This window comes from Cellulosimicrobium sp. RS (assembly GCF_046159675.1).
Lineage (GTDB): Bacteria > Actinomycetota > Actinomycetes > Actinomycetales > Cellulomonadaceae > Cellulosimicrobium > Cellulosimicrobium funkei.
Map to the genome: position 1 here is coordinate 22,198 of NZ_JBJXVU010000007.1, position 24,924 is coordinate 47,121.

The following is a 24,924-nucleotide window of genomic DNA, read 5'->3' on the forward strand; positions in this document are numbered from 1 at the left end:
GGGCGCATGACGACCCTCATCCGGGCCCAGGGCCCGCGCGAGCTCCTCGCCTACGTCCCCTTCCGGCTCGGCTACCGACCGCAGGACAGCGTCGTCCTCGTGGGGCTGCGGCCACCGCGCGGCCGCATCGGTCTCGTCGTGCGCGTCGACGTCGCCGACGCGGCGGACGTCGAGCACGGGCCGCAGCTCGCGCGGTCCGTCGTGGGGCACCTCGCGGCCGACGGCGCACGCCGCGTCGTGCTCGTCGTCTACTCCGACGCGCCGCTGCGCGCGGCGGGCGTCGCGGCCGCGCGGGTGCGGGCCGCCGTCGAGCACTGCCGCGAGGCCGCCGAGCCGCACCACGGGCCCGTCGAGGCGTGGGTCGTGTCGTCGACGGGCTGGTACGCGCTCGACTGCACCGAGGACGACTGCTGCCCGCCGGAGGGAAGGTCGCTGCGCGAGCTCGAGTCGAGCGAGGTCGGCGCGCACATGGTGCTGTCCGGGGCGGCGCTCGCGGACTCGCGCGAGGAGGCGCTGCGGATCCCGCCCGCGGGCGCGGACGCGCGGCGCCGTGCGGCGCGCGCGGCACGGCGGGTGCGCGACCGCGCCCGGTCCGTGGCGGCCGGCGACGACGTCGCGTCCCGGGTCGCGGCGCGGGTCTCCGCCCTCGCGCTGTGGCGGACCGCGGTCGCGCAGGTCGTCGCCCGCGACCGGGCGCGGGACGGCGGGCCGGTCGACGACGGCGCCGGTGCCGCGGTGCCCGCCGCGACGGTCCTCGGGCGCCTGGCCGCGGGCCTCGAGTCGGTCCCCGTGCGCGACGCCGTGCTCCTCTCCCTCGTGCCGGGGACCGACGACCTGCCGGACCGCACGGTGCGGGGCGGCGACGTGGACGCCGGGACGGGCCGCGCCATCGCGGCCGTCGTGGACCCAGGCGCGGGCCTCGCGCCCGACCCGGCGGTCACCGGACCGGCGAGGGCCGTGCTGGAGGGCGTGGTCGCCCACGCGCCGCGCGGGAGCACCGCGCCCGCGCTGACGCTCCTGGCGCTCGTGGCCTGGTGGCACGGCGACGGCGGCCGGGCCCGTCGGCGGCTGGCCGAGGCGCTCGCGGAGGACCCGACGTACCGGCTCGCGCTGCTGCTCGCGAGCGCGCTCGACGCCGGGGTCCCGCCGGGCTGGGTCCGCGCGGACGCGTGCGCCGACACGCACGACGTCGGGTAGGTTCGACGCAACACGACCTGCGGTCGCCCCCGCGGCCGGCCGCACCCACGAGCCGTCTCCGGAGGACACATGAGCGTCGTCGTCGCGCACCTGAGCACGCCCGAGGGTCGCGAGGCTCTCGACAGCGCGGCCACCGAGGCCGTCCGGCGCGGCACCGACCTCGTCGTCGTCGTGACCGAGGCCTCCATGGCGACTCCCGAGCTCGTCGCCGCGCACGAGGACGACCTGCGACGCGTGGAGGCACGCCTCGAGGGGACGGGCACGACGCTGCGCCGCGAGCAGGGCTCGTCGGACCTCGCGGACGACCTCGTGGGCGCCGCGGAGCGGTCGTCGGCGGACCTCATCGTCATCGGGCTGCGTCGGCGCAGCCCCGTGGGCAAGCTCATCCTCGGCTCGAACGCCCAGCGCATCCTGCTCGACGCGCCCTGCCCCGTGCTTGCCGTCAAGCCCGAGCGGCCCGCCGGCGTCTGAGCCGCCGCGCGTCGGCGCGCGGACGTGGATCCCTGCGGTCCGGCGCGCGGTGGGCGCCGGGTGAGGGCCAGGGTGGGCGGGGGAATCTTCCAGGGTCCCGACCCGTTGTACACGTCACGAACCGGGTGACGAACGTCGTGACGACGTGGTGCGCCGGGCCGTCGGGAGGCGGTCAGGTCCGACATCACCCCGTGTCGCGGCGTCCGGCGCACGGATCGCCGGTACAATATAGGTAGTCCGCCAGAGCCCGACGACTCACCGTGAGAGTCCAGAGCAGCCCGCACTTCACGGTTCACGTCCCCGCTCCGGCGGCCCTACCGCCCCCCATGATTGCCGAAAGGTCGGTTTGTGGCGCCCTCAACCCCGATTTCCGCACTCCCGCGAGAGTTCGAGCACCCCGCCCTGCAGGAGCTCCTGCGGCGCGGCAGCGCGAACGGTCGCGTCGACGCCGAGAGCTTCCGCACCGCGTGCGAGCAGGCTGCCGTCAACGACGCCAAGCGGCTGAAGGCGGTCTTCCGCGCGCTCGCGGGCGCCGGCGTCGAGGTCGACATCCCGACCACGACGAAGGTGGCCGCGGCGGCTTCCCCGCGCAGCACGACGACGGCGCGCACCAAGCCCGCCGCGACGAAGTCCGCGTCGGCGACCAAGCGCACGACCACGACGAAGGCCGCCCCGGCGGCCGACGCCGAGGGTGCGGAGACCCCGTCGACCGGCCCCGCGAAGCCCGCCGCCCGCAAGACCGCGGCCAAGGCCCCCGCCAAGTCCAAGGCGACGCCCGCGCGCGCCAAGAAGAAGGACGACGACGAGGACGACGCCGAGGTCGAGATCGAGGACCTCGAGATCGACGTGACCGAGGACGAGGAGGCTGCGGAGCCGGGCGCCAAGAAGGCTGCCGCCGCCGCGCCGAGCGACGAGCCCGAGGAGACCGGCTTCGTCGTCTCCGACGCGGACGAGGACGACGCCCCGGTCCAGCAGGTCGTGACCGCGGGCGCGACGGCCGACCCGGTCAAGGACTACCTCAAGCAGATCGGCAAGGTCGCGCTGCTGAACGCGGAGCAGGAGGTCGAGCTCGCGAAGCGGATCGAGGCCGGTCTGTTCGCGGAGGAGAAGCTCGCGGCCGAGGGCGACGACCTGGACCGCAAGCTCAAGCGTGAGCTGCAGTGGATCGCGCACGACGGCAAGCGGGCGAAGAACCACCTGCTGGAGGCGAACCTGCGTCTGGTGGTGTCGCTGGCCAAGCGGTACACGGGTCGCGGCATGCTGTTCCTGGACCTGATCCAGGAGGGCAACCTCGGTCTGATCCGTGCGGTCGAGAAGTTCGACTACACCAAGGGCTACAAGTTCTCGACGTACGCGACGTGGTGGATCCGGCAGGCGATCACGCGAGCGATGGCAGACCAGGCGCGCACCATCCGTATCCCGGTGCACATGGTCGAGGTCATCAACAAGCTCGCGCGCGTGCAGCGTCAGATGCTGCAGGACCTGGGCCGGGAGCCCACGCCCGAGGAGCTCGCCAAGGAGCTCGACATGACCCCGGAGAAGGTCGTCGAGGTCCAGAAGTACGGCCGCGAGCCCATCTCGCTGCACACGCCGCTCGGCGAGGACGGCGACTCCGAGTTCGGCGACCTCATCGAGGACTCCGAGGCCATCGTCCCGGCGGACGCGGTGAGCTTCACGCTCCTGCAGGAGCAGCTGCACCAGGTGCTCGACACGCTGAGCGAGCGCGAGGCGGGCGTCGTCTCCATGCGGTTCGGCCTCTCGGACGGCCAGCCCAAGACGCTCGACGAGATCGGCAAGGTCTACGGCGTGACGCGTGAGCGCATCCGTCAGATCGAGTCGAAGACCATGTCGAAGCTGCGCCACCCGAGCCGCTCGCAGGTGCTGCGCGACTACCTCGACTGACGCGTCGCGGTGGGCGGCCGGTGGCACCACCGACCGCCCGCCGCCGTCGCACGACGAAGGCCCCGAGGAGATCTCCTCGGGGCCTTCGTCGTGTCTGAGGTCTGTCTCTGAGGTGGTCGTCGCGGGGGACCGGGCGGTGGAGCCGGTCCCCGCGGTCGTGCGCTCCTGGCGCGGGACGTGCTCGGCGGACCGGCGCGTCAGCGCGCGCCGTGCTCCGCGAGCAGCTTGTCGGTCTCGTCCTGGATGGACGTCGCGAGGTCGGTGTAGGCATCCGCGTGCGCCCGCGCGTGGTGGCCGCAGAACAGCAGCTCGCCGCTCGGCAGGACCACACGGACGTACGCCTGGGCCCCGCAGCGGTCGCAGCGGTCGGCCGCGGTCAGCGGTTCGGTGGTGGTCGTCGTAGCAGTCACATGAACATCAAACCATCCCCTCCTGAGGTTTCGTCCCGGGGGAGCGCCGGGTTCGCTACCCGCGAAGCGCGCTCACCCGCGCCGTGGCCTCCCATCGGCATCCCGCCGGATCCCGCCGCATCCCGCCGGATCGCGCGGCGTCCGCGGCAGCGCGGCGGGGCAGCACCGCGCTGTGGGCGCCCTCGTCTAGGCTTGCCGCCGTGACGACCACCTCCGCTGAGTCCAGCTACACCGCTCGGCACCTGTCCGTGCTCGAGGGCCTCGAGGCCGTGCGCAAGCGCCCGGGCATGTACATCGGCACGACCGACTCGCGCGGTCTCATGCACTGCCTCTGGGAGATCATCGACAACTCGGTCGACGAGGCGCTCGCGGGCAACTGCTCGAAGATCCGGGTCGTGCTGCACGCCGACAGCTCCGTGACGGTCGAGGACGACGGTCGCGGCATCCCCGTCGACATCGAGCCGAAGACGGGCCTGTCCGGCGTCGAGGTCGTCTTCACCAAGCTCCACGCGGGCGGCAAGTTCGGCGGCGGGTCGTACACGGCGTCGGGCGGCCTGCACGGTGTCGGCGCGTCCGTCGTCAACGCGCTGTCCTCGCGTCTCGACGTCGAGGTCGACCGCGGCGGCAAGACGCACCGCATGACCTTCCACCGCGGCGAGCCCGGCGTGTTCAGCGACCCGAAGACGGGCCCGACGCCGGACGCCCCGTTCGAGCCGTTCGTGTCCGGGTCCGAGCTCGCGGTCGTCGGGAAGACGAAGCGCGGCGTCACCGGCACGCGCGTCCGCTACTGGGCGGACCGCCAGATCTTCCTCAAGACGGCCGTCTTCTCCTACGACGAGCTCGTCACGCGCGTGCGCCAGACGACGTTCCTCGTCCCCGGTCTCGAGATCACGGTGCGCGACGAGCGCGGCGTGCCGGGGACGCCGGGGGAGTCCGGGCCGCACGAGGAGACGTTCGTGCACACGGGCGGGTCGGTCGACTTCGTCGACTTCCTCGCGCCGGACACCCCCGTCACCGCGACGTGGCGCCTCACGGGCTCGGGCTCGTTCACGGAGACCGTCCCGGTGCTCGACGACCGGGGTCACATGACCCCGCAGGCGGTGCAGCGCGACTGCGAGGTCGACGTCGCGCTGCGCTGGGGCACCGGCTACGAGACCGAGGTCCGCAGCTTCGTCAACATCATCGCCACGCCCAAGGGCGGTTCCCACCTCGGCGGCTTCGAGCAGGGTCTGCTCAAGGTGCTGCGCAAGGCGGTCGAGACGAACGCGCGCCGCCTCAAGGTGTCGACGAAGGACGCGTCCGAGCGCATCGAGAAGGACGACGTGCTCGCCGGCCTGACGGCCGTCGTCACCGTGCGCCTCGCCGAGCCGCAGTTCGAGGGCCAGACGAAGGAGGTCCTCGGCACGGCGCCGGTGCGCGGCATCGTGGCGCGCGTCGTCGAGAAGGAGCTGAACGCCCTCCTCACCTCCACCAAGCGCGACGAGAAGACGCAGGCCGCGCTGCTGCTCGACAAGGTCGTCGCCGAGATGCGCGCGCGCATCACCGCGCGCAAGCAGAAGGAGATCTCGCGGCGCAAGAACGCGCTCGAGACGTCGTCCCTGCCGGCCAAGCTCGTCGACTGCCGCAGCGACGACGTCGAGCGCAGCGAGCTGTTCATCGTCGAGGGCGACAGCGCGCTCGGCACCGCGCGCCTCGCGCGCAGCTCCGACTTCCAGGCGCTGCTGCCCATCCGCGGCAAGATCCTCAACGTGCAGAAGGCGTCCGTGAGCGACATGCTGCGCAACGCCGAGTGCACCGCGATCATCCAGGTGCTCGGCGCCGGGTCGGGGCGGTCGTTCGACCTCGAGGCCGCGCGCTACGGCAAGATCGTGCTCACGACGGACGCCGACGTCGACGGCGCCCACATCCGCACCCTGCTGCTCACGCTCTTCTACCGGTACATGAAGCCGCTCGTCGAGGCGGGCCGCGTCTTCGCTGCCGTGCCGCCGCTGCACCGCATCGAGGTCATCGGCGCCGGGCGCCGCAAGAACGAGTACATCTACACGTACTCCGAGGCCGAGCTCGCCGCGACGCTCAAGAAGCTCGACAAGGCCGGCCGCCGCTACAAGGACGACATCCAGCGGTACAAGGGCCTGGGGGAGATGGACGCCGACCAGCTCGCCGAGACGACGATGGACCCGCGCCACCGCACCCTGCGTCGCGTCACGGCCGAGCACGCCGAGGCGGCGGAGCGCGTGTTCGAGCTGCTCATGGGCAGCGACGTCGCGCCGCGCAAGGAGTTCATCGTCGCCGGCGCGGCCGAGCTGGACCACGCCCGCATCGACGTCTGACGATGTCCGCCGGGCGGGACGCGCGACGGGCGGGCGACCCCGACCTGGTCGGGCTGCTGCGGCGCACCGTCCTGCTGGTCGCGGGGCTCAACCTCGCGTACTTCGTCGTCGAGCTCACCGTCGCGCTCGCGGCGGGTTCGGTGTCGCTGCTCGCCGACAGCGTGGACTTCCTCGAGGACACCGCGATCAACCTGCTCATCGCCGTCGCGCTGGGCTTCCCGCTCGCGCGGCGCGCGGTCCTGGGCAAGGCGCTGGCGCTGCTCATCCTTGTCCCCGCGCTGTTCGCGGCGTGGGAGGTCGTGCGCCGGTTCGGCGACCCGCCCGCACCCGAGGTGCTGCCGATCGTCCTCGCCTCGCTCGGCGCGGTCGTGGTCAACGGGGTGTGCGCGTGGCTCCTCGTCCGCGTCCGCCACCACGGCGGGTCGCTGAGCCGTGCGGCGTTCCTGTCGGCGCGCAACGACGTGCTCGTCAACGTCGCCGTCATCGCGATGGGGCTGGTGACCGCGTGGACCGGGTCCGGCTGGCCGGACATCGTCCTGGGGTGCGGGATCATCCTCCTCGCGGGCCACTCCGCGTACGAGGTGTGGGAGGTCAGCGAGGAGGAGCGGCTGGCGGCCAAGGCCGTCGCGGGCGAGGAGATCGGGTGAGGGGCCGTCGTCCGACAGGCGGGCGACCCGGCGCGAGCCGGGCGGCGCTCCGTACGCTGACGATGTGACCCTCCGAACGCTTCGCGCCACGTCCGCGCGCCCGCTCACCGCCCTGACCGCCGTCCTGCTCACCGCGGGCCTGCTGGCCGGGTGCTCGTCCGCCGACGAGCCCGCCGCCGACACCACGTCGACCTCCACGGCGACCGCGGGCGAGGAGTCGAGCGCCCCGGCCGACGACACGACGGACGAGGCGCCCGACGACGAGTCCGGCGACGACGAGGACGCGCCCGAGCTCTCGTACGAAGGGCGCGAGGGCGCGACGGCCCTCGACCTGCTCCTCGAGGCGGACCCGTCCGCCCAGGTGACCGGTGAGGGCGAGAACGCGTTCGTCACGGCGATCGACGGCGTCGCCGCCGACCCGGACAGCGAGTTCTGGGCCCTGTACGTGAACGACGAGATGGCTACCGTGGGAGCAGGCTCCCTCGAGACGAAGGACGGGGACGAGATCACGTGGAAGCTCGAGACGTTCACCTCGTGACGCGCTCGGAGAGCACGGCGCTGCGCTGGTGGCGCCCGGCGCTCGTCGTCACGCTCGCGGCGCTCGCCGTCGTCTGGCGGCTCGTGCGCGCCGACCTCGGTGCACCCCCGAACCTCGAGCTCGTCACCGCGGCGACGTTCGCGGCGACCATCCTGCTGCGCTCGCGGTGGGCGTTCGTCGTGCCGCTCGCGGTGACGGTCGTGTCCGACGTCGTGCTCGGCAACACGGCGATCGCGCTGTTCACGTGGAGCGCGTGGCTCGTCGTCGGGCTGGGCTCGCTGCTCGCGCGGGACACGACCGGCTGGCGCCGCGTCGGCGCGGGCGCGGCGTTCGGCGTCGCGGGCTCGCTGTGGTTCTTCGCGTGGACGAACTTCGGCGTCTGGCTGCAGGGCCGCGGCGTCTGGTACCCGGCCGGAGCGGACGGGCTCGTCGCGAGCTACGTCGCGGGTCTGCCGTTCCTGCGCACCATGCTGCTCGGCAACCTCGTGCTCGTGCCGCTGGTCGCGGCCGGGACGCTGCTCGTGGACCGGCTCGAGGCGTCGCACGGGATGGTCGGCGCCCACGCCGTCCCTGCCGCCCGGTAGCGTGGTTCGTGCCGGAGGGCCGCACGGGCCGAGCCGGTGACGGGCGCAGCCGAGGCAGGAGGAGGTCATCCATGGCGGGACACCGGATCTTCGGGACGAGCTTCGCGAGCATCTACCCGCTCTACGTGACCAAGGTGGAGCGCAAGGGGCGCACGAAGGACGAGCTCGACCAGGTCGTCGGCTGGCTCACCGGCTACGACGACGCCGGCCTCGCGCAGGCGATCGCCGACGAGATCACGCTCGAGGAGTTCTTCGACCGGGCCCCCGCGTGGAACCCGAACGCCTCGCTCATCACCGGGGTGATCTGCGGCGTCCGCGTCGAGGACATCGAGGACCCGCTCATGCAGAAGGTCCGCTACCTCGACAAGCTCGTCGACGAGGTCGCGCGCGGCAAGAAGATGTCGTCGATCCTGCGCGGCGAGGCGGCCACCGCCTTTTAGCGGCGCCTGTGGCTCACCCGAGCTCTTCCGCGAGCCCGACGATGATGCCGCCGGGTCCCCGCAGGTAGCAGAGGCGGTACGCGTCCTCGAAGCGCACGATCTCCCGCAGCACCGCCCCGCCGTGGCGGGCGAGGCGCTCGACCGTGTCGTCGAGGTCGTCCACGGCGAACATCACCCGGTGCAGGCCGACGACGTTCGGCGGGGCGGTGCCGAGCCCCAGGTCGAGCGGCGCCGGCGCGTGGTACCGCGTGAGCTCCAGCCGCCCGGGGCCGCCGGGGACGCGCATCATCGCGATCTCCGAGCGCAGGTCGTCGAGCCCGACGACGCGCTCCGCCCACCGTCCCTCGATCGTCATCCGGTTCTCGAGCTCCATCCCGAGCTCGGCGAAGAACGCGACGGCCGCGTCGGGGTCGTCGACGACGACGGCCACGTTGTCGAGGCGCTGGATCGCCACGGGTGCCTCCTGAGGTGCTGGGGACGGCGGGTCGTCCGGGGTGCTGGTCCGGCGCCGAGCAGGGCGTCAGCCGTCCTGCCCGACGCCGCGTCCCGGCTCGCTCATGTCGCCCGTCCCGGGTGTGCCGTCCGCGAGGCCGTAGCGCAGCAGGACCGTGCCGGTCGGGCTGGGCGACGGCGGTTCGAGGAGCGTGAGGTTGGTGGGGACTGCGCCGCCGTCGAACACGGTCTTGCCCGCGCCGAGCACGATGGGGTGCACCCACAGGTCGAGGCGGTCGAACAGCCTCTCGCGCAGCAGCGTCTGCACCAGGTCGAGGCTGCCCACGACCTTGACGTGCTCGTGCCGGTCGCGCACCTCGCGCACCGCGGCGGGCAGGTCCGGGTAGAGCAGCGTCGACCCGGCCCACGACAGGTCCGGCGTGCCGCGCGACGCGACGTACTTGGGGATGCGGTTGAACAGGGCCGCGAAGTCGTCGTCCTGCCCGCCCTCCTGGAACGGCCAGTACGACGCGAAGATGTCGTACGTGCGGCGCCCGAGCAGCAGCGCGTCCGTGCCCTCGTACGCCGCAGCGATCTGCTCGCCCGCGACGTCGTCGAGCAGCGGCGCCTGCCACCCGCCGAACGCGAACCCGCCCTCCGAGTCCTCCTCCGGCCCGCCGGGCGCCTGCCCGACGAGGTCGAGGGTCGTGAACAGCTCGATCTCGATGCTTCCCATGGCTCGGCTCCCGCGGCGTCGTGGTCTCGGTCACGGGTAAGACGTCGTCCGGTCGCCGAACTCATCGACGCGGCGGCCGGGCGGGTCAGGTGGCGGGCGGTCCTGCGTCGTCGGGCTCGTCCGGGACCCACCGCAGGACGTCTCCGGGCTGGCACCCGAGGACGCGGCAGACGGCGTCCAGCGTCGAGAAGCGCACGGCCTTCGCGCGCCCGTTCTTCAGGACGGCGACGTTCGCCGGCGTGATGCCGACCGCGGCGGCGAAGTCGCCGACGGACATCTGCCTCCGCGGCAGGAGGACGTCGAGGTCGATGACGATCGGCACCTAGATCACCGCGGCCAGCTCGCGGCGGTCGGCGGTCGCGGCGCGGAGCAGCGCGCGCAGCACCACGACGAGCAGGGCCAGCGCGCCCCCGCCCACGAGCGAGCCGAGGAGGCCGAGGAGCACGAGCGGCCCGCCGAGCTGCGCCCCGAACGTCAGGTGACCGAACACCGTCGCGGCGAGGATCGCGACCGTGACCACGCACCCGATCACCACGGTGACCGAGCGCAGCGCGCGCGGGTCGAACACCTCGTCGCGGGCGGCGAGGCCGAGCAGGCGCCACACCGCCACGAGGGCGACCTCGACCGCGAGCAGCGCCAGCACGGCCAGCACGGAGTACGGGACCACGAGGCTGCGGACCTCCGGGTACTGCGCCCCGACCTCGGCCGCGAGGAGGGGGGCGAGGAACATCGACAGCGCGGTGCCGAGGACCACGAGGACGAGGAGCGCTCGTGTGCACGCGACGAGGGGAGGTCTCATCTATCGATTGTCGATAGATGAGACGGCCCTGTCAATGACCGAGGCACGACCCGTTGCGCGAAGGGGGAAGCGCGCGGCCGGGCGGTATCCGCTGTACCCGTCCGCCGGCGGCGTCGGCCCCGGGTGCTCTCTCGTCCGCGGAGCGGTCGATCAGCCGAGTCACAGCGTGGCGTCCCAAGATCCTGGGGATCCTGGCCTGTGGATAACGGGTGCCCTCGCCGTCGCGGCGTCTACCGTCCGGTCCAGGAGCCCACGACCAGGAGGATCATCATGCTCGACCAGCATGAGCGCACGTGCCAGCACGAGCGAACGACCGCGGTCCCTCGCACGGGGCACCGTTCCCGTACTCGCCTCGCCACGCGTCGGAGAGCCACCGTCGGTCGCGTGCTCTCGGGACTCGGGGTCGCCGTCGTCCTCACGGTCGTTCCCGGCTGCGCGCTGCCCTTCGTCGAGACCGACGACGGCGCGACCCCTGCGGCGGCGGTGACGCCCCAGAGCGAGGGCGAGCCGGCGACCCCCTCCGGGGCCGGGTACAAGATCGTCTCGGGCCAGCCGGTGCGGACGCACTGCTGGTCCTGCGAGGGTCCGAAGGCGTTCGTGAACAACGTCTCCTCGGACCAGGAGGAACACTGCCACGGTGCCCTCGAGCTCTGGGGCGAGGTCGTCGACGGGGCGGTGGTGCCCACGGGCGTCGGGGCGGTCTACGGGCAGGTGTCGGTCGAACCGGTGCGGGTCGCGACGTCCGAGGCGTGGGGGGTCGGGACCGATCTCGGGGGAGCGGTCGACCTCCTCGCGGACTCGTACTTCGCCGAGAACGGCAGCATGCTCAACCTGCACGAGGCGACCACCCTCGACGGCGTTCCGGCGAACATCACCCGGGTCGAGGGGACCTTCGAGGAGACGCGGACGAAGGCCTTCATCACCGCCTTCGCACCTGAGCGGTTCGCGTCGGGCACGGACGAGGTCCAGTTCTTCGTGATCGCGATCGTCACCCCCTACGACAACGGCGACGAGCTCATCGAGCAGGTCACGGGCACGTGGACGTGGTCCTGACGCTGCTCCCCGGTCGCCCCGGAAGGACGCCCCGCGGCTGGCGATCGTCAGACGCTGAAGTACTTGGCCTCGGGGTGATGGAACACAAAACAATCCGTCGACTGCTCCGGGTGGAGCTGGAGCTCCGCGGAGAGCTCGACGCCCACACGCTCGGGCCGCAGGAGCTCGACGACCTTCGTCCGGTCCTCCATGTCCGGGCAGGCGGGGTACCCGAGCGAGAAGCGGGCGCCGCGGTACTCGAGCTTGAACATGCCCTCGACCTCGGTCGGGTCCTCGTCGGCGAACCCGAGCTCGGCGCGCACGCGCGAGTGCCACATCTCGGCGAGCGCCTCGGTGAGCTGCACCGACAGGCCATGGAGCTCCATGTACTCGCGGTAGTGGTTCCCCGCGAAGAGCTTCGCGGTGTGCTGGTCCACGCTCGCTCCCATGGTGACGAGCTGGACGGGCAGCACGTCGTACCGGCCCGTCTCCTCGACCCACGACCGCGGCTTGACGAAGTCGGCGAGGCACAGGTGCCGGTCGCGGCGCTGGCGCGGGAACGTGAAGCGCAGCCGCTCTGTCCCGGGCTCGCCGCCCGACCCGCCGTCGGGCGCGCCGATGCCCGCGAGCCCGGCGCCGTGGTGCGCGACGACGACGTCGTCGCCCTCCGACCACACCGGGAAGTACCCGTACACGACCGACGGGTCGACGACGCCCTCGGTGCGGATCCGCTCGTACCAGGCGTTGAGGCGCGGGCGCCCCTCGGTCTCGACGAGCTCCTCGTACGACGCTCCGTCGTCACCCCGGCCGGGCTTGAGCCCCCACTGGCCCATGAACGTCGCGCGCTGGTCGAGGAACGCCGCGTACTCCGCGAGTTGGACGCCCTTGACGAGACGCGTGCCCCAGAACGGGGGAGCCGGCACCGGGTTGTCGGCCGCGACGTCGGACCGCGCGGGCAGGTCCTCGACGGGCGTCTCGGTCACGGTGACCACGGCGTGGCGGCGCTTCTTCAGCGCGGGCAGCCCGACGTCGTCGGGCGACTCGCCGCGCGCGACGCGCACGAGCGGCTCCATGAGGCGCAGGCCTTCGAACGCGTCGCGCGCGTACCGGACGACGCCCGGGAACTGGCCCGCGAGGTCGTCCTCGACGTACGTGCGGGTGAGCGCCGCGCCACCGAGCAGGACCGGCCAGCGGCCGGCGAGCCCGCGCGACGTGAGCTCCGCGAGGTTCTCCTTCATCACGACGGTGGACTTCACGAGCAGCCCGGACATGCCGATGACGTCGGCGTCGTGCTCCTCGGCGGCCTCGATCATCGCGGAGATCGGCTGCTTGATGCCGATGTTGACGACCGTGTAGCCGTTGTTGGTGAGGATGATGTCGACGAGGTTCTTGCCGATGTCGTGCACGTCGCCGCGCACGGTCGCGAGCACGATCGTGCCCTTGGAGCCGCTCGAGCCCTCGATCTTCTCCATGTGCGGCTCGAGGTAGGCGACCGCGGTCTTCATGACCTCGGCGGACTGCAGCACGAACGGGAGCTGCATCTCGCCGCGTCCGAACAGGTCGCCCACGACCTTCATGCCCTCGAGCAGGTGGTCGTTGACGATCTCGAGCGCCTTGATCCCGGACGCCATCGCCGCGTCGAGGTCCTCCTCGAGACCCTTGCGCGCGCCGTCGACGATCCGCCGCTCCAGCCGCTCGCCGACGGGCAGCGCCGCGAGCTCCGCCGCGCGCTGGTCCTTGAGCGCCGCCGAGTCCACGCCGTCGAACAGCTCGAGCAGCCGGGCGAGCGGGTCGTGCACGAGGTTCCCCTCGTCGTCGTACCGCCGCCGGTCCCACACGAGGTCGAGTGCGGCCTCGCGCTGCTCGGCGGGGATCTGCGCGAGCGGCAGGATCTTCGCGGCGTGCACGATCGCGGAGTCCAGCCCCGCCTCGACCGCCTCGTGGAGGAAGACCGAGTTGAGCACGGTGCGCGCGGCGGGGTTGAGGCCGAACGACACGTTCGACACCCCGAGCGTCGTGTGGATGCCGGGGTAGCGGCGCGTGATCTCGCGGATCGCCTCGATCGTCTCGATCGCGTCGCGACGCGTCTCCTCCTGGCCCGTGGCGATGGGGAACGTCAGGGCGTCGACGATGATGTCGTCGACCCGCATGCCCCAGTCACGCGTGAGCGTCTCGACGAGCCGCGTGGCGATCTCCACCTTGCCCGACGCGGTGCGCGCCTGGCCCTCCTCGTCGATCGTCAGCGCGACGACGGCCGCCCCGTGCTCGACCACGTGCGGCATGATCCGTGCGAATCGCGACGTCGGCCCGTCGCCGTCCTCGAAGTTCACCGAGTTCACGACGGCGCGCCCGCCCACGAGCTCGAGGCCCGCCGCGATGACCTCGGGCTCCGTCGAGTCGATGACGAGCGGGAGCGTCGACGCGCTCGCGAGACGCGAGACGACCTGCTTCACGTCCGCGACGCCGTCGCGCCCCACGTAGTCGATGCACACGTCGAGCAGGTGCGCGCCGTCGCGCGTCTGGGCGCGCGCGATCTCGACGCACTCGTCCCAGTTCTCCGCGAGCATCGCCTCGCGGAACGCCTTCGACCCGTTCGCGTTCGTGCGCTCGCCGATCGCGAGGAACGACGCGTCCTGGTGCAGGTCGGTGTGCGAGTACAGGCTCGCGACGCCGTTCTCGCGCTCCGGCTGGCGCACGACGACCGGACGCGCGCGCACCGCCTCGACGACGCGGCGCAGGTGCTCGGGCGTCGTGCCGCAGCAGCCGCCCACGAGGCCCAGACCGAACTCGGTGACGAACTGGGTGTGCGCCGCCGCGAGCTCGTCCGGCGTCAGCGGGTACGTCGCCCCGTTCGGGCCGAGCACCGGCAGGCCCGCGTTGGGCATGCACGTCACGGGGATCTCCGCGTGCCGCGACAGGTGCCGCAGGTGCTCGCTCATCTCGGCCGGGCCGGTCGCGCAGTTGAGACCGACCGCGTCGACGCCGAGCGCCTGGAGCGTGGTCAGCGCGGCCCCGATCTCGGAGCCCATGAGCATCGTGCCCGTGGTCTCGACCGTCACCTGGACGATCACGGGCACCTCGCGCCCGACGTCGCGCATCGCGTTCCGCGACCCCGTCACCGCGGCCTTCGCCTGGAGCAGGTCCTGGCTCGTCTCGACGAGGATCGCGTCGGCCCCGCCCTCCAGGAGGCCCGCGGCCTGCTCGGCGAACGTGTCGCGCAGGTGCGCGTATGTCGTGTGCCCGAGGCTCGGCAGCTTGGTCCCGGGCCCCATCGAGCCGAGCACCCAGCGCGGGTGGTCGGCGGTCGCGTGGGCGTCCGCGCGCTCGCGCGCGATCCGTGCCCCGGCTGCGGCGAGCTCGCGGATCCGGTCGTCGATGTCGTAGTCCGACAGGTTGGACCAGTTGGCGCCGAACGTGTTCGTCTCGATCGCGTCCACCCCGACCTCGAGGTACGCGTCGTGCACCGCGGCGATGATGTCGGGTCGCGAGACGTTGAGGATCTCGTTGCAGCCCTCGAGCCCCTGGTAGTCCTCGAGCGTCGGGTCCTGCTCCTGGATCATCGTGCCCATCGCGCCGTCCGCGACGACGACGCGCGTGCGCAGCGCCTCCGCGAGGGCCCGGGAGCGGGCGTCGGCGAGATCCTGAGGAACGACGGTCGGCATGCTCGCAGCGTAGATCGCGTGCGGCACGGCACGGGGAGCCGTCTCAGCGGGCCGACGCGCCGCGCGCGGACTGAACGGGAAAAGCACGTGCCCGACGGCGCGGGCCCCCCTACCGTGGTCGCCATGTCCTCTCCCTCGACGACCGACCGCGCCGAGGCGGCGCCCCCGACGCTCGCCCCGATCGCCGAGCGCGCCGCCGCGCCGTCGACCCTGCCGCCGGTGACCGCCGGCGGGCTCACGTGGCGCTCCGCCACGCCTGCCGACGCGCCGGCCCTGCTCACGCTGCGCAACGACATCGCGGAGGCGGACGACGAGCCGTACCGCGAGACGCTCGCGGAGATCGAGGAGATCTTCACCGCGCCGTGGCGCGACGTCGCGGCCGACTCGATCGTCGGCCTCGACACCGACGGGACGCTGCGCGCCTACGGGATGGTCGACACCAACCCGGGGGACGCGCGCACCGTGCGGGCGTTCCTCGGCGGCGGCGTCCACCCGACCCACCGGGGGCGCGGGATCGGACGTGAGGTGCTCGCCTGGCAGGTGGCCCGCGCCCGGCAGGTGCTCGCCGCGAGCGGCAAGGAGCTGCCGGCACGGCTCGCCGTCTTCGGGGAGGACACCGACCCGCCCGAGAAGGCGCGGCTCTACGCGCGGTTCGGGTTCGTCGCCCGCCGCTTCTACTCCGACCTGCGCCGCGACCTCGCGGCCCCGGTGCCCGACGTCCCGCTCGACGGTTCCCTGCGCGTCGTCCCGTGGTCGGCCGAGCTCGACGAGGCGACGCGCCTCGCGCACAACGACGCCTTCCGCGACCACTGGGGGAGCGAGCCCCGCACCGCCGAGGCGTGGACGCACGGGCGCAGCGAGTTCGCGCCCCAGTGGTCGTTCCTCGTGGTCGACGACGCGCCCGACGTCGACGCGCTCCTCGCCGACCCGACCACCGACCCCGAGACCGCCGCCGCGCTGCGCGCCGGCGAGCCGCTCGTCGTCGGCTACGAGATGGCGGGCCGGTACGACGAGGACTTCCCCGTGCGGGGGTACACGTTCGGGTACACCGAGCTCCTCGGCGTCCGGCGCGCGTACCGGGGGCGCCGTGTCGCCGTCGCGGCGCTCGCGGCCGCGATGCGCGCGTTCGCGGCGGACGGCATGCAGTACGCCGCGCTCGACGTCGACACGGAGAACCCGTCCGGCGCGCACGGTCTCTACGCGAGCCTCGGCTACGAGAAGGTCACCGGCTCGCGCATGTACTCGATCGAGCTCTGAGCGACTTCGGCCAGAGCGGTCACAGCGTCGAGGCGGAGAGCGCGTCGCAGTCCTGGATCGTGCCGCCGTTGTAGCCGATGGTGAACCAGCGCTGGCGCTGCTCGCTCGACCCGTGGGTCCAGCCCTCGGGGTTCACCTGGCCGGTCGCGGCCTCCTGGATGCGGTCGTCGCCGACCGCGGACGCCGCGGACAGCGCGTCGTCCAGCTCCTGGTCGGTGATCGGTGCCAGGAACGTCACACCGGTTTTCGGGTCGACGGTGGTGGCGGCGTGGCCAGCCCACATGCCGGCGAGGCAGTCGGCCATGAGCTCGATGCGCACGGAGTCGGACTCCGGGCCCGTGCCCTGCCGGTCCGCCGCGTCCATGGCGCCGGTCAGATGCTCGATGTGGTGCCCGAACTCGTGCGCCACGACGTACATCTCCGCGAGCCCGCCGTCGTTCGCGCCGAAGCGGTTCGTCAGGTCGTCGTAGAAGCCGAGGTCGATGTACACCGTCTGGTCGGGCGGGCAGTAGAACGGCCCGACGGCGCTCGTCGCCGCGCCGCACCCCGTCGAGACCTGCCCGGTGAAGCTCACGACCTCCGGCAGCGCGTACTCGACCCCTGCCTGCTGGGGGAGGGCCTCGGTCCAGTAGGCGTCGAGCGACCGGACGGTGCCGTTGAGCCGGCACTCGCGCGTCGTGTTCGCCTGCTCGGCGGTGCACGTGTCGATGTACTCCTGCTGGCCGTCGCCGTACGCGCCGGAGTCCGACCCGTCGCCGCCGGTCAGCGCGCTGAGGTCGACGCCCGTCTGGTTGCCGACGAACGCGATGAGCAGCGCGACGAGCACCGCGCCGATCCCGCCGCCCGCGATCATCGGGCCGCGCCCGCGGCCGCCACCCTTGCGGACGCGTCCGCCCTCGAACGATCCGCCCTCCTGGAATGTCACAGGGGAACGCTACCCCCGGGCGCGGTCGCAGGCCTCAGAAGCGGACCAGCGCGCGCAGCACCCGGGCGAGCAGGTCGTGGTCGCCGCGGTGCTCGTGCCGCTCGCCGGGCCCGACGACGGGCGCCGGCGGCTCGCGACGCGGCAGCGTGCCGGGGCCGTCACCGGGTGCCTCGGCGACGGTCTCGGCCAGGTAGGTGTCGACGAAGTCGACGAGGAACCGCTCGACGCGGCGGCCCGTGAGGGCGATGTTCCAGTCCGTCGGGCCCACGAGGATGACCGACAGGTCCTGCCCCAGCAGGTAGACGAAGACGCACGCCTCGGCGGTGTTGAGGATGCAGCGCGCCGAGCTGCCCGGGACGGCCGGGCCCTGGGTGAGGGCCGCGGCGACGGCCCGCGCCACCTCGACGACCGGGCCGGGAGAGGGGCCGGCGCTGCCGAGGACCCGGCCACCGGGACCGAGGGCGAGCACGTGCGCCTCGTGGTCGAGGGCGTCGTCGATGCCCCGCAGCACGTCCACCACGCTGCGGGGGGCGACCCGCCCGCGCTGGTCGAGGGCGTCCGCGACCACGGGCGTCAGAGCGACAGCGACTCGTCGAGCTGGGCCAGGCCGCGGCGCGCGAGCGCGAGGTTCGCCCGTCCGCGCTCGAGCACGAGGTAGGAGAAGGTGCCCCGCAGGCTCTCGCGCTGCGACAGGCGGATGAGGTGGTACTGGCGGCCGAGCGTGATGAGGATGTCCTCGATGCCGTCCTCGAGCCCGAGCTGCTCGATCGCCCGGAGCTTCGCGCGGATGACCTCGGTGTTCGCCGCCGCGGCGAGCTCGAGGTCGAACGGGGCGGCCTGCTTCTGGACCAGGGCCAGGCCGCTGCTGTAGTCGACGACCGCGATCGCGATCGCCCCGTCCAGCTCGAGGACCTTGCTCAGTGCTGCTTCGGCGTTGCTCAACGTGCTCTCCTTGCTCGGGTCCCCCCGCCATCTCCTCGGCGGTCCGGGACGTCCGGAGGCTAGCACGATGGGCTGATTGTCCCGTTCTGTTCCCTGTGTGTGGGACCGCCGTGGGGCGGTCCGGGGGGGCGTCGAGAGAAAGACCGCGCGGGAGCGGGCGCGCGGCCCGTAGAATCGTCGGGCCCCGTCGATCGGATCGCCCCACCAGGCTGGATCCACCGGGGTCACCCTTCGGAGAGGACCTGCACGTGATCACCGCCCACGGCGTCGAGCTGCGCGTCGGCGCCCGCGTCCTGCTGCACGAGGCGACGTTCCAGATCGCCGCGGGCGACCGGATCGGCCTCGTCGGCCGCAACGGCGCCGGCAAGACGACCCTGACCAAGACCCTCGCGGGCGAGACCCAGCCCACGGCGGGCAAGATCACGCGCGGCAACGACATCGGCTACCTGCCCCAGGACCCGCGCACCGGCGACCTCGACGTCATCGCGCTCGACCGGGTCCTCTCGGCACGCAACCTCGACAAGATCGTGCGCCAGATGCGCGAGACCGAGGGCGCGATGGCGAGCGCGGACGCGGAGACCCACGAGGCCGCGATGGAGCGCTACCCCAAGCTCGAGGCGCGGTTCCTCGCGGCCGGCGGGTACGCGGCCGAGAGCGAGGCGCACCGCATCACGAGTAACCTCGGTCTCGACGACCGCGTGCTCGGGCAGCCGCTGAGCACGCTGTCCGGTGGCCAGCGCCGCCGCATCGAGCTCGCGCGCATCCTCTTCTCCGGCGTCGAGACGCTGCTCCTCGACGAGCCGACGAACCACCTCGACGCCGACTCGATCGTCTGGCTGCGCGACTACCTCAAGTCGTACAGCGGCGGCTTCGTCGTGATCTCGCACGACGTCGAGCTGCTGCGCGCGACGGTTAACAAGGTGTTCCACCTGGACGCCAACCGCGGCGAGCTCGACCAGTACAACCTCGGCTGGGACGCCTACCTCGCGCAGCGCGAGTCCGACGAGCGCCGTCGTCGTCGCGAGCGGCAGAACGCCGAGAAGAAGGCGGGCGCGCTCCTCGCCCAGGGCGAGAAGATGCGCGCCAAGGCCACCAAGGCCGTCGCCGCGCAGCAGATGATGCGCCGCGCCGAGAAGATGCTCGCCGGCATCGAGGGCGAGCGCCAGAGCGACAAGGTCGCGAAGCTGCGCTTCCCGAAGCCCGCACCGTGCGGCCGCACGCCGCTCACCGCGAGCGGGCTGTCCAAGGCCTACGGCTCGCAGGAGGTCTTCGCGGGCGTCGACCTCGCGATCGACCGCGGCAGCCGCGTCGTCGTGCTCGGCCTCAACGGCGCCGGCAAGACGACGCTCCTGCGCATCCTCGGCGGGGTCGAGCAGCCGGACACGGGCGAGGTGCACCCGGGCCACGGCCTGAAGATCGGCTACTACGCCCAGGAGCACGACACGCTCGACATGGACGCGACCGTCGTCGAGAACCTGCGCCACGCGGCGCCCGACCTCACGGACACGCAGGTGCGCTCGGTGCTCGGGTCGTTCCTGTTCTCCGGCGACGACGCGGACAAGCCGACGAACGTGCTGTCCGGCGGGGAGAAGACGCGCCTCGCGCTCGCGACGCTCGTCGTCTCGGCGGCGAACGTGCTGCTCCTCGACGAGCCGACGAACAACCTCGACCCCGCGTCGCGCGCCGAGATCCTGGGGGCGCTCAAGACGTACGAGGGCGCGGTCGTCATGGTCACGCACGACGACGGCGCGGTCGAGGCGCTCGAGCCCGAGCGCGTCCTCCTGCTGCCCGACGGCGACGAGGACCTGTGGAGCGACGAGTACGCGGAGCTCGTCTCGCTGGCCTGACCGGGCCGCTCGTCGCCGGGACCGGGGCTACCGCGGGGCGGGCCCCTGCCGGGCGTCGAGCTGCGCGTCGATGAGCGCGTCCTCCTCGTCCTCGGCGCTCGGACGGCGTGAGCGCGGCTCCCGCCGGGCCCGCGCGGCGTCCGGGTCCTGGGCCGCGAGGAGGTCGCCGGCGGTGAGCGTGGTCTCCTCCCCGCGCGCGTCGCGCCGGTCGCGGCGCACGAGGAGCCAGAAGCCGGCGACCGCGCCGAGGGCGAACACCGCCCACTGGAACGCGTACGACAGGTGCGAGCCGGGGTCGGTGTCCGGCTTTGGGAGCGCCTCCAGGGTCTGCGCCGCGGGCGGCACCTCGGTGCGCAGCTGCCCGTAGGCGCCGACCGTGCGGCCCTCGGCCCAGCCGCCGCCGTCCGGGCCGGCGGCGAGGACCTGGTCGGTCGCGATGGCCTGCACCTGGCCCGCGGGCGCGTCCCGGCCCGACGGCGGCTCGTCGCCGCGCAGCGTCACGGTCGCCTCGACGTCGCCCGCGGGGGGCGGAGGCACGTCCCCGGGCGTGACGGCGTCGGTCCCCAGCGGCACGAACCCGCGGTCCACCACGACGACGAGCCCGTCCGGGGCGGACGGCGTGGGGTTCGTCACGAACGGGACGAGCACGTGGAAGCCGGGGCTGCCGCCCACCGGGCGGTTGCGCAGCAGGACCGTGGCGTCCGTCTCGTAGCGCCCCTCGAGGGTCACCGGCCGCCAGAGGTCGGCCTCGTCGAGCTCGGCACCCGGGGCGGGCAGCACGTCCTCCACCGGGACCGGGTCCGACGTGTAGTTCGCCTCGATGCGCTCGATCTCGGCGTCGCGCGAGACGTAGCGGTTCCACTGCCAGCGGCCCGCGACGAGGCACAGCGCGACGAGGACGAGGACCCCGACCGCGAGCGTCGCCCACTGGCGCGGGGTGCGCGGGTGGTGGGCGTCCGCGGTCGCGCGCTGCGGCGTCGGGCCCGCGGGGACCTGCGGTGGTGCGGCCTGCGTCACGGGGCCGCCCGGCGCTCGAGCTCGTCGACCGGCACCGTCGAGCGCCAGAACGAGCGGGCGCCGAGGAACGTCTCCAGGTGCTCCCGGTGCGCGTCGCACGCGAGCCACACCTTGCGCCGCTCGGGCGTGTGGATCTTGGGGTTGTTCCACAGCAGGCCCCACGCGGCGGCCTCCTGGCAGCCCTTGGCGCTGCACACCAGCTCGTCCTCGCCGACAGGGTCGGCGAGGCCCAGGGCGTCGGTCACCGGCGGTCCTCCTCGTCGTCGTGCGGCTCGTGGGGCTCGGCGCCCCCGATGCCGTGGCTCCCGGGCGCACCCGCCGTGGGCAGCGCGCGGTGCTCCATGGGGGAGGTGTCGTAGTGCGCCTGGTCGCGGCCCGCGTTGGCGACGAGCACCGCGCTGTACGGCAGCACGACCGCGCCGACGGCGAGGACCCACGTCACCCAGCTGCCCTGCGCCAGGATGGCGCCGAAGATGCACACGAGCCGGATGCCCATCTGGATCAGGTACTTGCGCTCCCGGCGCGCCTGGTCCGCGGCGAGCGGTTCCGGTGCGGCGGTGATGCTCGGGACCGCCTCGGCCGACCTCCGGGCGGCGCGTCGTGTGGTCACCCGTCCAGTCTACGTTTGTCGGGACCCCACAAAGTGTGGGGGAGCGGTGTGACCTGGCCGCACCGCGCACCGCGGGGCCCGCGCACGGTACGGTCGGTGCGGCGCCGTCGCGCCGGGCCCGGCAGGGCCCACCCGGCACCGGCCGTGCGGGACCCGTCCCCGGCCGCCGCCGACCCACCCGACCGTCCCGAGGAGCCGCACGTGTCCGAAGCCACCGCCCCCGCCCCGCGCACCGTCGTCGTCACCGGCGCGAACCGGGGCATCGGCCGTGCCATCGCCGAGCGCTTCGTCGCGAACGGCGACCGCGTCGCGACCGTCTACCGCGGCGGTGACCTGCCCGCGGGCGTCTTCGGCGCCGTGGCGGACATCACCGACACCGCCGCCGTCGACGCCGCGTTCTCCGAGATCGAGAAGGAGCTCGGCCCGGTCGAGGTGCTCGTCGCGAACGCGGGCGTCACGCACGACCAGCTCCTGCTGCGGATGACGGACGAGGACTTCGAGTCCGTGATCGACGTCAACCTCACCGGCACGTTCCGCTGCGTGCGCCGGGTGACGAAGGGCATGATCCGGCTGCGCCGCGGGCGCATCGTGCTCGTGTCGTCCGTGATCGGCCTCTACGGCGGCGCGGGCCAGGTCAACTACGCCGCCTCGAAGGCCGCGCTCGTGGGCATGGCGCGCTCGATCACGCGCGAGCTCGGGTCGCGCAACATCACGGCGAACGTCGTGGCGCCCGGGTTCATCGACACCGCGATGACCGCCGAGCTCCCCGAGGAGCGCCAGGCCGCGTACAAGTCCGCCATCCCTGCGGGCCGGTTCGCCCAGGCGGACGAGGTCGCCGGGGTCGTGCAGTTCCTCGCGTCCGACGACGCGGCGTACGTCTCGGGGGCCGTGATCCCCGTCGACGGCGGCCTCGGCATGGGCCACTGACCGCACCCCGCGGCGCCTCGCGCGCCCGTCCCGCGGCGCCGTCACCGACGCGCCCGCCCCACCTCTCTTTCAGTACGCTCGCCTCAGCGCGCCCACAGCGGGCGCACGACGGAAGGAAACCGATGGGTCTGCTCGATGGCAAGAAGCTCCTCGTCACGGGAGTGCTCACCGACTCCTCGATCGCGTTCCACGCGGCGCGGCTCGCGCAGGAGGAGGGTGCCGAGGTCGTGCTCTCCTCGTTCGGCCGCCAGATGAAGCTCACGCAGGCCTTCGCGAAGCGCCTGCCGGTCGAGGCGCCCGTCGTGCAGCTCGACGTCACGAACGACGACGACCTCGCCGGCCTCGCGGACGCGGTGCGCGAGCACACGGACCGCCTCGACGGCGTCGTGCACTCCATCGGCTTCGCGCCGCAGAGCGTCATGGGCGGCAACTTCCTCTCCGGCACCTGGGAGGACGTGGCGACCGCGCTCCAGGTCTCGACGTTCTCCTACAAGTCGCTCGCGGTCGCGGCGAAGCCGCTCATGACCGACGGCGGCGCCGTCGTCGGCCTCACGTTCGACGCGCAGTTCGCCTGGCCGGTCTACGACTGGATGGGCGTCGCGAAGGCGGGCCTCGAGTCCGCGAACCGCTACCTCGCGCGCGACCTCGGCCCCGACGGCATCCGGGCCAACCTCGTCTCCGCGGGCCCGATCCGCACCACGGCGGCGAAGTCCATCCCGGGCTTCGCGCAGATGGAGGACGCCTGGCCGAACCGGGCGCCCCTCGGCTGGGACCAGACGACGGCGGAGCCCGCCGCGCGCGCGGTCGTCGCGCTCCTGTCCGACTGGTTCCCGGCGACGACCGGCGAGATCGTGCACGTCGACGGCGGCGTGCACGCCATGGGGCAGTGACCGCGGAGGAGCGCAACGGCGCGCAGACCCCCGACGGCGGCACGCGCCGCCTCGTCCTGCTGCGCCACGCGAAGGCCGAGCCCGGCGGCGGGAGCGTCGACGACGTGCTGCGCCCCCTCGCGCTGAACGGCCGCCGGCAGGCGGTGCGCGTCGGCGCGGCGCTGCGCGAGACGGGGCTCGTCCCCGAGCGCGTGCTGTGCTCCTCCGCGCTGCGCACGCGTCAGACGTGGGAGCTCCTGTCGGCGCACCTGGGCGACGTCGCGCCCGACGTGCTCGTGAGCGACGGCCTCTACGCGGCCGACGTCGCCGACGTCCTGGACCTCCTGCGCACCACGGACCCGCGGGTCCGCACGCTGCTCGTCGTCGGGCACGAGCCCACGATGGCGGCCACCGCGTCGTACCTGGCGGACCCGGCGTCCGACGGCGGCGCGCTCGCCCAGGTGCGCGTCGGCGTGCCGACCGCGACGTACTCGGTGCTGGAGTCCGGGGCGTCGTGGGACGCGTGGGAGCCGCAGGCCGCCCTGCTGACCTACGTGGGCCGCCCGTCCTGACCCGGTCCCGGCGCACCCGCACGACAGAGCCCTGGCACCCCACGGTGCCAGGGCTCTCGTGCGTCCGGCGTCAGCGCGCGGCGTCGACCTGGTCGACGACCGCGAGCACCGCGTCGAGACGCGGTCCGTCGACGCCGTAGGGCGCCTGCTCGCGCACGACGGGCTTGGCCCCGAACGCGATGCCGACGCCCGCGGCGCCGATCATGTCGAGGTCGTTCGCGCCGTCGCCCACGGCGATGGTCGCGCTCATGGGCAGGCCGAGCTCGGCCGCGAACTCGCGCAGCGCGGCCTCCTTCGCCGCACGGTCGACCACTGGCCCGGTCGTGCGGCCCGTGAGCCGCCCGCCGGAGACCTCGAGCCGGTTCGCGCGGAAGCGCGTGATGCCGAGCTCGGCCGCGAGCCCGGCCACGACTTCCTCGAAGCCGCCCGAGACGAGCGCGACCTCCCAGCCGCGGCGCCGCGCCTCGGCGACGAGCTCACGGACGCCGGGGGTGAAGGTCGCGCGCTCGCGGACGTCGTCGAACGCCTCGACGGGCACGCCCGCGAGGGTCGCCACGCGCTCGCGCAGCGAGGCGCCGAAGTCGATCTCGCCGCGCATCGCGCGCTCGGTCACCGCGGCGACCTCGGTGCGCGTGCCGGCGTGGTCGGCGAGGAGCTCGATGACCTCCTGCTCGATGAGCGTCGAGTCGACGTCCATGACGAGGAGCCGCACGGGGGCGCTCGGCGGGTCGGGGGTCACGCGAGGGCTCCTCGGGCTGGCGGTCGCGGGCGGGGCAGG

Annotated in this window: 27 protein-coding genes; 14 read left to right on the top strand and 13 right to left on the bottom strand. The window is 73.4% G+C overall.

The window, feature by feature from the left end; all coding sequences use genetic code 11:
* Positions 1-6: 6 nt before the first annotated feature.
* From ACI769_RS11825 to ACI769_RS11835, 3 genes are all read left to right on the top strand, one after another.
* Positions 7-1,197 carry a DUF4192 domain-containing protein gene (locus ACI769_RS11825; RefSeq protein ID WP_085387769.1) on the top strand — a complete coding sequence of 397 codons (1,191 nt, stop codon included), beginning with the start codon at positions 7-9 and terminating at the stop codon, positions 1,195-1,197.
* Positions 1,198-1,266: 69 nt separating this feature from the next.
* A complete protein-coding gene (locus tag ACI769_RS11830) occupies positions 1,267-1,668 on the top strand; it encodes a universal stress protein (RefSeq protein ID WP_085387770.1) in 402 nt (133 codons plus the stop codon).
* A gap of 348 nt (positions 1,669-2,016) precedes the next feature.
* Positions 2,017-3,570 (top strand): RNA polymerase sigma factor, encoded by a 1,554-nt coding sequence (locus ACI769_RS11835; protein ID WP_085387771.1) that lies wholly within the window; start codon positions 2,017-2,019, stop codon positions 3,568-3,570.
* 197 nt (positions 3,571-3,767) lie between these two features.
* Here ACI769_RS11835 and ACI769_RS11840 read toward each other — a convergent pair whose 3' ends face one another.
* On the bottom strand, positions 3,768-3,980 hold the full coding sequence (locus ACI769_RS11840; RefSeq protein ID WP_021479923.1) for a hypothetical protein: 213 nt from the start codon (positions 3,978-3,980) through the stop codon (positions 3,768-3,770).
* Between the two features lie 200 nt (positions 3,981-4,180).
* On the opposite strand from ACI769_RS11840, the gene ACI769_RS11845 reads away from it, so the two are divergent.
* The 5 genes from ACI769_RS11845 to ACI769_RS11865 all read left to right on the top strand — a co-directional run bounded on the left by ACI769_RS11845 (position 4,181) and on the right by ACI769_RS11865 (position 8,519).
* Positions 4,181-6,310, top strand: a complete 2,130-nt coding sequence (locus ACI769_RS11845) for a type IIA DNA topoisomerase subunit B (RefSeq protein WP_409141626.1) — start codon at positions 4,181-4,183, stop codon at positions 6,308-6,310.
* Positions 6,311-6,312: 2 nt separating this feature from the next.
* Positions 6,313-6,957: a cation transporter gene (locus tag ACI769_RS11850; protein ID WP_085387772.1), complete on the top strand. Its 645-nt coding sequence runs from the start codon at positions 6,313-6,315 to the stop codon at positions 6,955-6,957.
* A gap of 64 nt (positions 6,958-7,021) precedes the next feature.
* Positions 7,022-7,495, top strand: a complete 474-nt coding sequence (locus ACI769_RS11855) for a DUF4430 domain-containing protein (protein WP_034655592.1) — start codon at positions 7,022-7,024, stop codon at positions 7,493-7,495.
* Positions 7,492-8,079: a DUF6580 family putative transport protein gene (locus ACI769_RS11860; protein WP_085387773.1), complete on the top strand. Its 588-nt coding sequence runs from the start codon at positions 7,492-7,494 to the stop codon at positions 8,077-8,079. The genes ACI769_RS11855 and ACI769_RS11860 overlap by 4 nt, the downstream gene beginning before the upstream one ends.
* 71 nt (positions 8,080-8,150) lie before the next feature.
* Positions 8,151-8,519, top strand: a complete 369-nt coding sequence (locus tag ACI769_RS11865; RefSeq protein WP_114552602.1) for a DUF2200 domain-containing protein — start codon at positions 8,151-8,153, stop codon at positions 8,517-8,519.
* A gap of 13 nt (positions 8,520-8,532) precedes the next feature.
* On the opposite strand, the gene ACI769_RS11870 is transcribed toward ACI769_RS11865, so the two are convergent.
* The 4 genes from ACI769_RS11870 to ACI769_RS11885 form a co-directional block, all read right to left on the bottom strand.
* Positions 8,533-8,973, bottom strand: a complete 441-nt coding sequence (locus tag ACI769_RS11870; RefSeq protein WP_085387775.1) for a VOC family protein — start codon at positions 8,971-8,973, stop codon at positions 8,533-8,535.
* Positions 8,974-9,039: 66 nt separating this feature from the next.
* Positions 9,040-9,687 (bottom strand): dihydrofolate reductase family protein, encoded by a 648-nt coding sequence (locus ACI769_RS11875; RefSeq protein ID WP_085387776.1) that lies wholly within the window; start codon positions 9,685-9,687, stop codon positions 9,040-9,042.
* A gap of 85 nt (positions 9,688-9,772) precedes the next feature.
* A complete protein-coding gene (locus ACI769_RS11880) occupies positions 9,773-10,009 on the bottom strand; it encodes a helix-turn-helix transcriptional regulator (protein ID WP_085387777.1) in 237 nt (78 codons plus the stop codon).
* The gene (locus ACI769_RS11885; protein WP_081599868.1) at positions 10,010-10,486 is read right to left on the bottom strand and encodes a DUF2975 domain-containing protein; all 477 of its coding nucleotides are present in this window, start codon (positions 10,484-10,486) and stop codon (positions 10,010-10,012) included.
* 384 nt (positions 10,487-10,870) lie between these two features.
* Here ACI769_RS11885 and ACI769_RS11890 point away from each other — a divergent pair, with 384 nt between their 5' ends.
* On the top strand, positions 10,871-11,539 hold the full coding sequence (locus ACI769_RS11890) for a hypothetical protein (protein WP_409141627.1): 669 nt from the start codon (positions 10,871-10,873) through the stop codon (positions 11,537-11,539).
* A gap of 47 nt (positions 11,540-11,586) precedes the next feature.
* On the opposite strand, the gene metH is transcribed toward ACI769_RS11890, so the two are convergent.
* Positions 11,587-15,180: a methionine synthase gene (gene metH / locus ACI769_RS11895; protein ID WP_409141628.1), complete on the bottom strand. Its 3,594-nt coding sequence runs from the start codon at positions 15,178-15,180 to the stop codon at positions 11,587-11,589.
* Positions 15,181-15,303: 123 nt separating this feature from the next.
* Here metH and ACI769_RS11900 point away from each other — a divergent pair, with 123 nt between their 5' ends.
* Positions 15,304-16,437, top strand: coding sequence for a GNAT family N-acetyltransferase (locus ACI769_RS11900; RefSeq protein ID WP_409141629.1), 1,134 nt, complete (start codon positions 15,304-15,306; stop codon positions 16,435-16,437).
* Between the two features lie 19 nt (positions 16,438-16,456).
* Here the strand turns inward: ACI769_RS11900 and ACI769_RS11905 are convergent, their stop codons facing one another.
* Genes ACI769_RS11905 through ACI769_RS11915 form a run of 3 tightly spaced genes read right to left on the bottom strand, consistent with a single transcriptional unit; the run spans position 16,457 to position 18,304 of the window.
* A complete protein-coding gene (locus ACI769_RS11905) occupies positions 16,457-17,362 on the bottom strand; it encodes a neutral zinc metallopeptidase (RefSeq protein WP_409141630.1) in 906 nt (301 codons plus the stop codon).
* 34 nt (positions 17,363-17,396) lie between these two features.
* Positions 17,397-17,930, bottom strand: a complete 534-nt coding sequence (locus tag ACI769_RS11910; RefSeq protein ID WP_409141631.1) for a hypothetical protein — start codon at positions 17,928-17,930, stop codon at positions 17,397-17,399.
* A gap of 5 nt (positions 17,931-17,935) precedes the next feature.
* Complete coding sequence (locus tag ACI769_RS11915; RefSeq protein ID WP_021481118.1) at positions 17,936-18,304, bottom strand: hypothetical protein; 369 nt, start codon at positions 18,302-18,304, stop codon at positions 17,936-17,938.
* Positions 18,305-18,552: 248 nt separating this feature from the next.
* On the opposite strand from ACI769_RS11915, the gene ACI769_RS11920 reads away from it, so the two are divergent.
* A complete protein-coding gene (locus tag ACI769_RS11920; protein ID WP_034655609.1) occupies positions 18,553-20,151 on the top strand; it encodes an ABC-F family ATP-binding cassette domain-containing protein in 1,599 nt (532 codons plus the stop codon).
* Positions 20,152-20,178: 27 nt separating this feature from the next.
* Here the strand turns inward: ACI769_RS11920 and ACI769_RS11925 are convergent, their stop codons facing one another.
* The 3 genes from ACI769_RS11925 to ACI769_RS11935 are packed head-to-tail and all read right to left on the bottom strand — an operon-like array spanning position 20,179 to position 21,778.
* Positions 20,179-21,168 carry an SURF1 family protein gene (locus ACI769_RS11925; RefSeq protein WP_409141632.1) on the bottom strand — a complete coding sequence of 330 codons (990 nt, stop codon included), beginning with the start codon at positions 21,166-21,168 and terminating at the stop codon, positions 20,179-20,181.
* Positions 21,165-21,413, bottom strand: coding sequence for a hypothetical protein (locus ACI769_RS11930; protein WP_409141633.1), 249 nt, complete (start codon positions 21,411-21,413; stop codon positions 21,165-21,167). The genes ACI769_RS11925 and ACI769_RS11930 overlap by 4 nt, the downstream gene beginning before the upstream one ends.
* Positions 21,410-21,778: a DUF3099 domain-containing protein gene (locus tag ACI769_RS11935; protein ID WP_081896064.1), complete on the bottom strand. Its 369-nt coding sequence runs from the start codon at positions 21,776-21,778 to the stop codon at positions 21,410-21,412. Before ACI769_RS11935 ends, ACI769_RS11930 begins: the two co-directional genes overlap by 4 nt.
* A 201-nt stretch (positions 21,779-21,979) precedes the next feature.
* Between ACI769_RS11935 and fabG the strand changes: the two genes are divergently transcribed.
* From fabG to ACI769_RS11950, 3 genes are all read left to right on the top strand, one after another.
* Positions 21,980-22,705 carry a 3-oxoacyl-ACP reductase FabG gene (fabG, locus tag ACI769_RS11940; protein ID WP_043653054.1) on the top strand — a complete coding sequence of 242 codons (726 nt, stop codon included), beginning with the start codon at positions 21,980-21,982 and terminating at the stop codon, positions 22,703-22,705.
* Between the two features lie 122 nt (positions 22,706-22,827).
* Positions 22,828-23,595, top strand: a complete 768-nt coding sequence (gene fabI, locus ACI769_RS11945) for an enoyl-ACP reductase FabI (RefSeq protein ID WP_021483251.1) — start codon at positions 22,828-22,830, stop codon at positions 23,593-23,595.
* Positions 23,592-24,146 (top strand): histidine phosphatase family protein, encoded by a 555-nt coding sequence (locus ACI769_RS11950; protein ID WP_076404699.1) that lies wholly within the window; start codon positions 23,592-23,594, stop codon positions 24,144-24,146. The genes fabI and ACI769_RS11950 overlap by 4 nt, the downstream gene beginning before the upstream one ends.
* 70 nt (positions 24,147-24,216) lie before the next feature.
* On the opposite strand, the gene serB is transcribed toward ACI769_RS11950, so the two are convergent.
* Entirely contained in the window at positions 24,217-24,885 is a 669-nt protein-coding gene (gene serB, locus ACI769_RS11955; RefSeq protein WP_409141634.1) for a phosphoserine phosphatase SerB, read from the bottom strand.
* Positions 24,886-24,924 lie beyond the last annotated feature (39 nt).

What these genes read in the sequence shown, in the direction of transcription:
- ACI769_RS11885 (WP_081599868.1), bottom strand. Translation starts at nt 10,486, where the DNA reads ATGAGACCTCCCCTCGTCGCGTGCACACGAGCGCTCCTCGTCCTCGTG.
- ACI769_RS11900 (WP_409141629.1), top strand. Translation starts at nt 15,304, where the DNA reads ATGTCCTCTCCCTCGACGACCGACCGCGCCGAGGCGGCGCCCCCGACG.
- metH (WP_409141628.1), bottom strand. Translation starts at nt 15,180, where the DNA reads ATGCCGACCGTCGTTCCTCAGGATCTCGCCGACGCCCGCTCCCGGGCC.
- ACI769_RS11865 (WP_114552602.1), top strand. Translation starts at nt 8,151, where the DNA reads ATGGCGGGACACCGGATCTTCGGGACGAGCTTCGCGAGCATCTACCCG.
- ACI769_RS11825 (WP_085387769.1), top strand. Translation starts at nt 7, where the DNA reads ATGACGACCCTCATCCGGGCCCAGGGCCCGCGCGAGCTCCTCGCCTAC.
- ACI769_RS11850 (WP_085387772.1), top strand. Translation starts at nt 6,313, where the DNA reads ATGTCCGCCGGGCGGGACGCGCGACGGGCGGGCGACCCCGACCTGGTC.
- ACI769_RS11830 (WP_085387770.1), top strand. Translation starts at nt 1,267, where the DNA reads ATGAGCGTCGTCGTCGCGCACCTGAGCACGCCCGAGGGTCGCGAGGCT.
- fabI (WP_021483251.1), top strand. Translation starts at nt 22,828, where the DNA reads ATGGGTCTGCTCGATGGCAAGAAGCTCCTCGTCACGGGAGTGCTCACC.
- ACI769_RS11875 (WP_085387776.1), bottom strand. Translation starts at nt 9,687, where the DNA reads ATGGGAAGCATCGAGATCGAGCTGTTCACGACCCTCGACCTCGTCGGG.